We start from the raw sequence: 7,580 nt of genomic DNA on the forward strand, positions 1-7,580 counted from the left end.
TTGCCATGCGTGCCTCGGTAAGGTGGTCAGACGTGGCGACCACCGATACGCAGTACGAGGACCTGCTCCGCTTGGTGCTGGATTCCGGCACCCCCAAGGCGGATCGCACGGGCACCGGCACCCGCAGCATCTTCGGTCACCAGTTGCGCTACGACCTGTCGCAGGGGTTTCCGCTGATCACCACCAAGCGGGTGCACCTGAAATCGATCGTCTACGAACTGCTGTGGTTCCTGCGCGGCGATTCGAATATCGCGTGGCTGCGCGAGCACGGCGTGTCCATCTGGGACGAGTGGGCCGACGCGCACGGCGAACTGGGTCCGGTGTACGGGGTGCAGTGGCGGTCGTGGCCGACGCCCGACGGCACCCATATCGATCAGATCGCGCAGGTGCTCCAGACGCTGCGCACCGATCCCGATTCGCGGCGCATGCTCGTCTCGGCCTGGAATGTCGCGGAATTGGACCGGATGGCGCTGGCCCCGTGCCACGCGTTCTTCCAGTTCTATGTGGCCGACGGCAGGCTGTCGTGCCAGCTGTATCAGCGCAGCGCGGACCTATTCCTCGGGGTGCCGTTCAATATCGCCAGCTACGCGCTGCTCACCCACATGGTGGCCCAGCAGACCGAACTGCTGCCGGGTGATTTCATCTGGACCGGCGGGGATGTGCACATCTACAACAATCATGTCGAGCAGGTGCGCGAGCAGTTGACCCGCGATCCGTACCCGTTCCCGACCCTGCGGCTGCATCCGGCCCCGACCCTGTTCGACTACGGCTACGAGGATGTGGAAATCGTGGATTACCACCATCATCCGGCGATCGCGGCTCCGGTGGCGGTGTGAGAACGGTCGGCCTGATCTGGGCGCAGACTCCGGCGGGCGTCATCGGATTCGAGAACACCATTCCGTGGCGGGTGCCCGAGGATATGGCCCATTTCAAGGAGGTCACCCTGGGGCATCCGGTGGTGATGGGTCGCCGGACCTGGGATTCGCTGCCACCGAGATTTCGGCCGCTGGTCGGGCGGCGCAATATTGTGGTTACCCGTCAAGCCGACTGGTCGGCCGACGGCGCGGAACGGGCCGGTTCGCTTGCCGAGGCACTGGCGCTGGCGGGCGATACCGCCTGGGTCGCCGGTGGTGGCGAAATTTACGCGGCGGCAATGCCTTTCGCCACAGAACTGCTGGTCACCGAGGTGGACGCGCAGCTGGATGGCGATGCTTTCGCCCCCGCGATCGGCCCGGAATGGCAGGCCGACACGCCCGAGCCGTGGCGGGAATCGCGTGGCGGGTTGCGCTTCCGCACCCGCCGCTACACCCGCGCGCACTGACAGCTCGCACCGGAATGTCCGGTTACCGAACAAGACTCGAGCATTCAGCAAATGTTCAGCATCGTTCATGTGGGCGCACAACGCTATTCGGGAATCGAACACGCCGCGCCAAGGGCGGACTGCGCAAACCCGACCCGAAGGGCGAAACGGTCGGGCATACTCCAGGAATACCAGCCCGCGTTGCCCATCGCGGCGGACCGCGCCCGAGGGGCGGCGTCGATTGACGATGTCGATTCGGCACCGGCCGGGAACCGGCCGGTCTGCCCTGCGAAAGGCGGTCCATGGATAAGAAATCGCTCACCGCGGTGGCGCGCCAGCAGTTGAAGCTGGCGGCGACCGCCACGAGCGGACGCAGTTCGCAAACCATCTACGGCGGCCACGCCCATTCGCTGCGCCAGACCGTGGTGGGGCTCACGGCCGGACAGTCCCTGGCCGAACACGACAATGCGGGCGAGGCCACCCTGCTCGTACTCTCCGGCACCCTCACCCTGATCAGCGGCACCAACGAGTGGAAGGGTTCGGCGGGTGATCTGCTCGTGGTCCCCATGGCACGGCACTCGGTCAAGGCGGTCGACGATGTGGCCTTCCTCCTGACGGTCGCCAAACGCTAGCGGGGTGCGCGGGTCTATAGCCGGCTTCGCCTACTAGGCTGGCCCACATGGGTGCGCCGCAGCCGATCCTCGAGCCGCTCACACCGGCGGCACTGTTCCTCGTCGCGACCATCGACGCGGGCGGTGCGGATACGGTCCGCGACCTGCTCGCCGACCTGCCCGGCCTGCGGCGCTCGGTCGGCTTCCGGGTGCCGGGTGCGGGGCTGACCTGCCTGACCTCGATCGGGTCGACCGCGTGGGACCGTCTTTTCGCCGGGCCGAAACCGGCGGGGCTGCACGAATTTCCGGGATTTGCCGGCCCGTTGCACCGAGCCCCCGCCACCCCCGGCGATCTGCTGTTCCACCTCAAGGCCGAAACCCACGACGCCTGTTTCGAATTGGCCACCGCCCTCGGCGACCGCCTCGACGGCGCGGCCCGCTTCGTCGACCAGACCGTCGGCTTCCGCTATTTCGAACAGCGCGACCTGCTCGGTTTCGTGGACGGCACCGAGAATCCGGAGGGCGCGGCCGCGGGCAGCGCGGCGGTCATCGGTCCGGAGGATCCGGAATTCGCGGGCGGCAGCTATGTCATCGTGCAGAAGTACCTGCACGCCATGCCGGACTGGCGGGCACTGCCCGTGGCCGAACAGGAGTTGGTGATCGGCCGGACCAAACTCGAGGATTTCGAACTGGCCGAGGAGATCAAACCGCCGAATTCGCATGTCGCGGTGAATACCGTCTACGACGCGGCGGGCGCGCAGTTGCAGATCGTGCGCGCCAATATGCCCTTCGGCAGCGTGGCCGACGGCGAATTCGGCACCTACTTCGTCGGATACACCTCGACGCCGGAGAAGGTAGAGACCATGCTGCGGCGCATGTTCGAAGGCACCGACGCGGCCTCCCACGACCGCATCCTGGATTTCTCCACCGCCGTCACGGGCACGCTGTTCTTCACCCCGCCCGAGGACTTCTTCGACCGGCTGCCCGAGCCCGCGACAGCGGAGGGCGGGCCGCAGGAGCAGATCATCGATCCGCGCGCCGACGGTTCCCTCGGTATCGGCACGTTGAAAAGGAGTATGCAGCCATGAACAACCTGCACCGCGAACTCGCGCCGATCACCGCCGAGGCATGGGCGTTGATCGAGGAGGAGGCAGGCCGCACCTTCCGCAGGCACAGCGCGGGCCGTCGCCTGGTCGACCTGTCCGGTCCGCACGGCACCGCCTATTCGGCGGTGGGCCTCGGCTATACGACCTCGATCGCTGCCCCGGATGAGGGGGTGCAGGCGCGGCAGCGTGCGGTGGCGCCGCTGGTGGAACTGCGGGTGCCGTTCAAACTGTCCCGCGACGAACTGGACAATGTGGAGCGCGGCGCCCGCGATACGGATCTGGACGCGGTCAAGGAATCGGCCAAGCGCATCGCCTTCGCCGAGGACCGGGCGATCTTCGAGGGTTACGCGGCGGCCGGTATCACCGGAATCCGCGCGGGCACAACGAATCGCCCCGTCAAACTACCCACCGAGCCGGTGCTGGTTCCGGAGGCGATCGCGCAGGCGCTGTCCGCCCTGCGGTTGGCGGGTGTGGACGGGCCGTACTCGGTGGCGCTCAGCGCCGACCTGTACACGGCGGTCAGCGAGACCTCCGATCACGGCCATCCCATCCGCACGCTGATCGAGCGGCTGATTCCTGGCGGCGAGATCGTGTGGGCGCCCGCCATCGACGGCGCGTTCCTGCTCACCACGCGCGGCGGTGACTTCGATCTGCAACTGGGACAGGATCTTTCGATCGGCTACCTGTCCCATGACGCGGAGTCGGTGCACCTGTACTTCCAGGAGAGCCTGACCTTCCTCACCTACACGGCCGAAGCCGCGGTAGCGCTGGAAGCCTGAATATCCTGCTATGCCTCGGCAAGTAGGCGAATACCGAAGCCGATCATGATGGTTCCGGTGATCCGATCCGCCCGGCGGCGGATAGTGGCGCGGCGCAACCAGAGTGCGGCGCGGTCGGCGACCCACACGAGAACACCCAGCCAGACAATGGATTCGGCGAGGAACACCCCGCCGAGAGCGAAGAATGTCAGCGAGGTCGCGCCCGCCGGGACGAAGGCGGGCAAGAAGGCCAGGAACAGGACGCCGACCTTCGGGTTGAGCAGATTCGTCAGCACGCCGACCAGATAGGTGGCGCGCAGGCCGAGCGGCCCGGTGGGGTCGGGCTGCTCGGCTTCTTGGTTTCCGCGGCCGAGGCGCATCCCGAAAGCGGCCAGACCGAGCCAGATCAGATAGGCCGCGCCCGCGAAGCGCAGGATGTCGTAGCCGAGGCGACTCGCGGCCAGCAGGGCGGAGAGTCCGAAGGCCGCCGCCATGATCCAGACGGCCAGACCGCTGAGGATGCCCAGACTCGTCAGCACGCCCGCGCGGCGGCCGCCCCGCGCCGTATTGCGCAGTATGAGCAGGGTATCCGGGCCGGGAGCGAGAATCACCAGGGCCGCGGGAAGGGCGAAGGCGAGTAGTGAGTGCAGCACTCCCACCACGGTAGCCACCACGCGACGCGCCCGGAGAATGTCGCTCCCCCTGCCGGGATGTCCGGCATTCTGTACAGGTCACGCGTCATCGACACGAAGGAGCGAACCATGTGGGGCATCATCTCGATGATCGTCATCGGACTCATCGCGGGGGCGATCGCCCGGTTGCTCGTCCCCGGCAAGGAGAATTTCGGCTGGTTGGGCACGATCGTGCTCGGCGTGATCGGCGGGTATGTCGGCGGCACGGTGGGTAGCCTGGTCTTCGCTCCGCACAAGTTCAGCGTGCATCCGCCGGTGAATCATGCCTTCCTCGGGGCCATCGTCGGCTCGGTCATCCTGCTGCTGGTCTATAAATTCGTGCGTGCGCGCGTCTGAGCGCCCACCTCGACGGCTCCTCGCCCGGTCGCGTTCGCGCGATCGGGCGAGTGCGTTTGCGGCCCATAGGATTTGGGTCTTCCCGACCCGATGCGAACGCGGGCCGTTGCCGGCATGATCGACGGACATGGGTAGACGTCACTCATATACCGGAATGTTGCTGGTCGGGCAGGCGGTGATCATGGCACTGCTGCTGGCCGGTAATTGGCATCCGGTGCGGGCCGCAGTCTATGTCGCGATCTTCGTGGCGACGGCTGTCGGACTCTTCGCCTTGGGGCGGCGCCGCCGCGAGCCCGCCGCACCGCCCGCCGAGGCGCAGGCGCGGCCGCAGGAGGCGACGGCGGGGGTTGCCTCGGACGCCTGATCGTTCGCGAATGGCCCTGCGATACGGGCGGATTCACCCCGCTGCGGGTATGGGAACGTGAGCATTCGCACATGTCCGGGTCGTGGCGGCGGGAGTAGCGTAATGCGGGATGATGCCGCGACGTTCGGGGTCGCAGGCGCATTCGACCTCAGGCGCGCCCGCCTGCCAATTCGATACGGAGGCCGGGATGACGCAGGTTTGTGCGGGTGTGGTGCCGGCTCGCCGTGCGCTCGGCTACCTCGCGATCGGGTTGCTGGTGGTTGCCGCGGCCGGTGCGGGGATGGTGGCCGCCTTCGGTTTCGACCGGCTGTTCACCGGTCTGCTCATCGGATTGGTCGCGGGCGTGGCCACTTTGACGGCCCTGTTCGGCAGAGATTCCGTGATGCTCACCGAACAGGGCATCTTTCGGCGCAATCCGTGGTCCGCGCACAGTATCGGTTGGGACCGGGTGGTGGCGGGTCGTTTCGCCCTCGACGAGCGAGCGCGCTGGACGCTGGCGCTGGATCTGGCGGGCGGCGATGAGCGACACGGCGAACTGGTCCTGCTGTCCATCCCGCCCGTCGTCGGTCCGGTAGCGGGCGCATACGATCTGCGCAAACGCGAACAGGTCACCGAGATACGAGAGATGCTGCGCCACAAACAGATCCCCATCACCGTACTTCCGGAGATCGCGGGCGCACTGCACCACTACTGGCAGATCGCCCCACCGACCACCCGCTGATCCGGCCGCTTGTCTGGTGCGAAATCGCGAAGGTCAGAACGGCAGCAGCGTTCCCGGATCGATGGTGAGCTCGAAGGGATTTCGCAGCGTCACCGATTGCCCGGCGGATACTCGATGGGTCGGCGCATAGCTGCCGTCGACCCCCGGTTCGTAAGCGAAAAGGACCGGTAGCGCTTCATTCGGCAGTTGACCCTTGAACGGATTGATCTCAATGCGCCAGTAATTCGGAATTCCCGCTTCGGCATAGAAGACCGGTTTGAGGGTGTGGTCCTGCAAAGTGGTCGACTTCGATACCACCTCGACCGCCAATCGCACCTGATCGACCGGAATGCCGCGATCGTCGAGTCCGAACGGAAGCGTGCACACGATGAGGTCCGGAATCGGCTCGTCGTCGCCAACCAGCACACCGACACCGACCGCGGCGAAGCAGTCGGAGGGAACGGCCGCGTCTAGAGCTCGCTCCAATCCCTTGATCAGCACCTGGTGCCGGGGTTTGGGTGCGACGTTCACGACGAGTAGGCCATTCAACACCTCATAACGCGATCCGTCATCGGGCATGTGCTCGAGGTCGGCAGCTGTCCAGTAGCCGCCGCGCGGCCGACGATAGTCGGCGGCATGTGTCGGCATAGCCATGGAAACCACCTCCCACCTCGGTTGGCTGATTCACTCTCCGAAGCGATTCTATCCGCTGAGCCCGGCGACCGCTTCGCGTCGAATGCGTTATCCCTGATCTCGCCTGGATTTGCTCACATGGGGATGAGGATGGCCGGATCGAGGGTGAATTCGAAGGGGGTGCAGACGGTGGCGGTCTCGCCGACCGAGATGCGGTGGGTCAGTTCGTAGCTGCCCTCGGGGCCTAGGACATAGGTGAACAGGACCGGGGGGAGTTCGCCGGGGAGGCTTTGTTTGAAGGGGTGGATTTCGCAGCGCCAGAAGTAGGGAACGCCCGCTTCGGCGTAGACGACGGGTTTGATCATGCGATCGGTGACGGCGGTGGCCTCGACCACGACCTCCACGGCCAGCACGACCTGTTCGGCGGGGACGCCGGAGTCGTCGGGATCGATGGCGCTGGAGGTGACGATGAGATCGGGAATCGGTTCGTCCTCGCCGATGAGCACACCGATGCCGACGCCGAGTTCGTATTCGTCGGGCAGCGCCTCGACCAGGGCGCGGCCGAGAGTGTGCACCATGACCTGGTGGCGCGGGCTGGGCGCGGGCGTCACCACCAACTGACCGTGCAAAACCTCGTAGCGCAGCCCGTTCTCGGGCATCTCGTCCAGATGTTTGCTGGTCCAGCGGTCGGTGCGCGGAATCGGTATTGCCATGCCAAATCCACCTCCGACCCGCTCGCACAGGGCCGGTCCCCAAGCGATTCGCGATGATGCTATCGAAGGGCTCACGCAACCGGCACGACGGACCACCCCGGAACCTCCGGGCCGCTAGCGGCTTTCGGCAATCCACATCAGCTATCACACACACGAATCGTCGAAATGCACTGCGCCGGCACGATCAACCACTGCCCCAGCGCGATCACCACCGCGCCGACAGGATCACCACCGCCCAGCAGGATCACCACCGCGCCGACAGGATCGCCACTGCGCCAGCAGGATCGCTACCGCCTCGGTAGGAACGCAACTGCCTCAGTAGGAACGCCGCGGCCGCAGCATGATTGCCGCGGCCGCAGCAGAATCG

The 7,580-nt window shown here is 66.2% G+C and carries 11 protein-coding genes; 8 read left to right on the top strand and 3 right to left on the bottom strand.

Going from position 1 to position 7,580, the window contains the following annotated elements; translation table 11 throughout:
* Positions 1 to 5 precede the first annotated feature (5 nt).
* From D5S18_RS08930 to D5S18_RS08950, 5 genes are all read left to right on the top strand, one after another.
* Positions 6 to 836: a thymidylate synthase gene (locus D5S18_RS08930; protein WP_120039360.1), complete on the top strand. Its 831-nt coding sequence runs from the start codon at positions 6 to 8 to the stop codon at positions 834 to 836.
* Positions 833 to 1,321 carry a dihydrofolate reductase gene (locus D5S18_RS08935; RefSeq protein ID WP_120039361.1) on the top strand — a complete coding sequence of 163 codons (489 nt, stop codon included), beginning with the start codon at positions 833 to 835 and terminating at the stop codon, positions 1,319 to 1,321. The genes D5S18_RS08930 and D5S18_RS08935 overlap by 4 nt, the downstream gene beginning before the upstream one ends.
* Positions 1,322 to 1,602: 281 nt before the next feature.
* Positions 1,603 to 1,932, top strand: a complete 330-nt coding sequence (locus D5S18_RS08940; RefSeq protein WP_120039362.1) for a cupin domain-containing protein — start codon at positions 1,603 to 1,605, stop codon at positions 1,930 to 1,932.
* Positions 1,933 to 1,979: 47 nt separating this feature from the next.
* Entirely contained in the window at positions 1,980 to 2,999 is a 1,020-nt protein-coding gene (locus tag D5S18_RS08945) for a Dyp-type peroxidase (RefSeq protein WP_120039363.1), read from the top strand.
* Positions 2,996 to 3,796, top strand: a complete 801-nt coding sequence (locus D5S18_RS08950; RefSeq protein ID WP_120039364.1) for a family 1 encapsulin nanocompartment shell protein — start codon at positions 2,996 to 2,998, stop codon at positions 3,794 to 3,796. The genes D5S18_RS08945 and D5S18_RS08950 overlap by 4 nt, the downstream gene beginning before the upstream one ends.
* An 8-nt stretch (positions 3,797 to 3,804) precedes the next feature.
* Here D5S18_RS08950 and D5S18_RS08955 read toward each other — a convergent pair whose 3' ends face one another.
* Positions 3,805 to 4,428, bottom strand: a complete 624-nt coding sequence (locus D5S18_RS08955) for a LysE family translocator (RefSeq protein WP_158607842.1) — start codon at positions 4,426 to 4,428, stop codon at positions 3,805 to 3,807.
* Between the two features lie 108 nt (positions 4,429 to 4,536).
* On the opposite strand from D5S18_RS08955, the gene D5S18_RS08960 reads away from it, so the two are divergent.
* The 3 genes from D5S18_RS08960 to D5S18_RS08970 all read left to right on the top strand — a co-directional run bounded on the left by D5S18_RS08960 (position 4,537) and on the right by D5S18_RS08970 (position 5,888).
* Positions 4,537 to 4,803, top strand: a complete 267-nt coding sequence (locus D5S18_RS08960) for a GlsB/YeaQ/YmgE family stress response membrane protein (RefSeq protein ID WP_120040426.1) — start codon at positions 4,537 to 4,539, stop codon at positions 4,801 to 4,803.
* Positions 4,804 to 4,930: 127 nt separating this feature from the next.
* Positions 4,931 to 5,167 carry a hypothetical protein gene (locus D5S18_RS08965; RefSeq protein WP_147403910.1) on the top strand — a complete coding sequence of 79 codons (237 nt, stop codon included), beginning with the start codon at positions 4,931 to 4,933 and terminating at the stop codon, positions 5,165 to 5,167.
* Positions 5,168 to 5,354: 187 nt separating this feature from the next.
* On the top strand, positions 5,355 to 5,888 hold the full coding sequence (locus tag D5S18_RS08970) for a hypothetical protein (RefSeq protein WP_120039367.1): 534 nt from the start codon (positions 5,355 to 5,357) through the stop codon (positions 5,886 to 5,888).
* 33 nt (positions 5,889 to 5,921) lie between these two features.
* On the opposite strand, the gene D5S18_RS08975 is transcribed toward D5S18_RS08970, so the two are convergent.
* Positions 5,922 to 6,521 carry a Uma2 family endonuclease gene (locus D5S18_RS08975; RefSeq protein ID WP_239003634.1) on the bottom strand — a complete coding sequence of 200 codons (600 nt, stop codon included), beginning with the start codon at positions 6,519 to 6,521 and terminating at the stop codon, positions 5,922 to 5,924.
* A 113-nt stretch (positions 6,522 to 6,634) separates the two neighbouring features.
* The gene (locus D5S18_RS08980) at positions 6,635 to 7,213 is read right to left on the bottom strand and encodes a Uma2 family endonuclease (RefSeq protein ID WP_120039369.1); all 579 of its coding nucleotides are present in this window, start codon (positions 7,211 to 7,213) and stop codon (positions 6,635 to 6,637) included.
* Positions 7,214 to 7,580: the final 367 nt, after the last annotated feature.

Source organism: Nocardia panacis (assembly GCF_003598715.1).
GTDB classification, from domain to species: domain Bacteria; phylum Actinomycetota; class Actinomycetes; order Mycobacteriales; family Mycobacteriaceae; genus Nocardia; species Nocardia panacis.

Bases quoted from the DNA above. Each gene is read 5' to 3' on its own strand.
- D5S18_RS08930 (WP_120039360.1), top strand. From the start codon at position 6: ATGCGTGCCTCGGTAAGGTGGTCAGACGTGGCGACCACCGATACGCAG.
- D5S18_RS08940 (WP_120039362.1), top strand. From the start codon at position 1,603: ATGGATAAGAAATCGCTCACCGCGGTGGCGCGCCAGCAGTTGAAGCTG.
- D5S18_RS08945 (WP_120039363.1), top strand. From the start codon at position 1,980: ATGGGTGCGCCGCAGCCGATCCTCGAGCCGCTCACACCGGCGGCACTG.
- D5S18_RS08950 (WP_120039364.1), top strand. From the start codon at position 2,996: ATGAACAACCTGCACCGCGAACTCGCGCCGATCACCGCCGAGGCATGG.
- D5S18_RS08960 (WP_120040426.1), top strand. From the start codon at position 4,537: ATGTGGGGCATCATCTCGATGATCGTCATCGGACTCATCGCGGGGGCG.
- D5S18_RS08965 (WP_147403910.1), top strand. From the start codon at position 4,931: ATGGGTAGACGTCACTCATATACCGGAATGTTGCTGGTCGGGCAGGCG.
- D5S18_RS08970 (WP_120039367.1), top strand. From the start codon at position 5,355: ATGACGCAGGTTTGTGCGGGTGTGGTGCCGGCTCGCCGTGCGCTCGGC.
- D5S18_RS08975 (WP_239003634.1), bottom strand. From the start codon at position 6,521: ATGGCTATGCCGACACATGCCGCCGACTATCGTCGGCCGCGCGGCGGC.
- D5S18_RS08980 (WP_120039369.1), bottom strand. From the start codon at position 7,213: ATGGCAATACCGATTCCGCGCACCGACCGCTGGACCAGCAAACATCTG.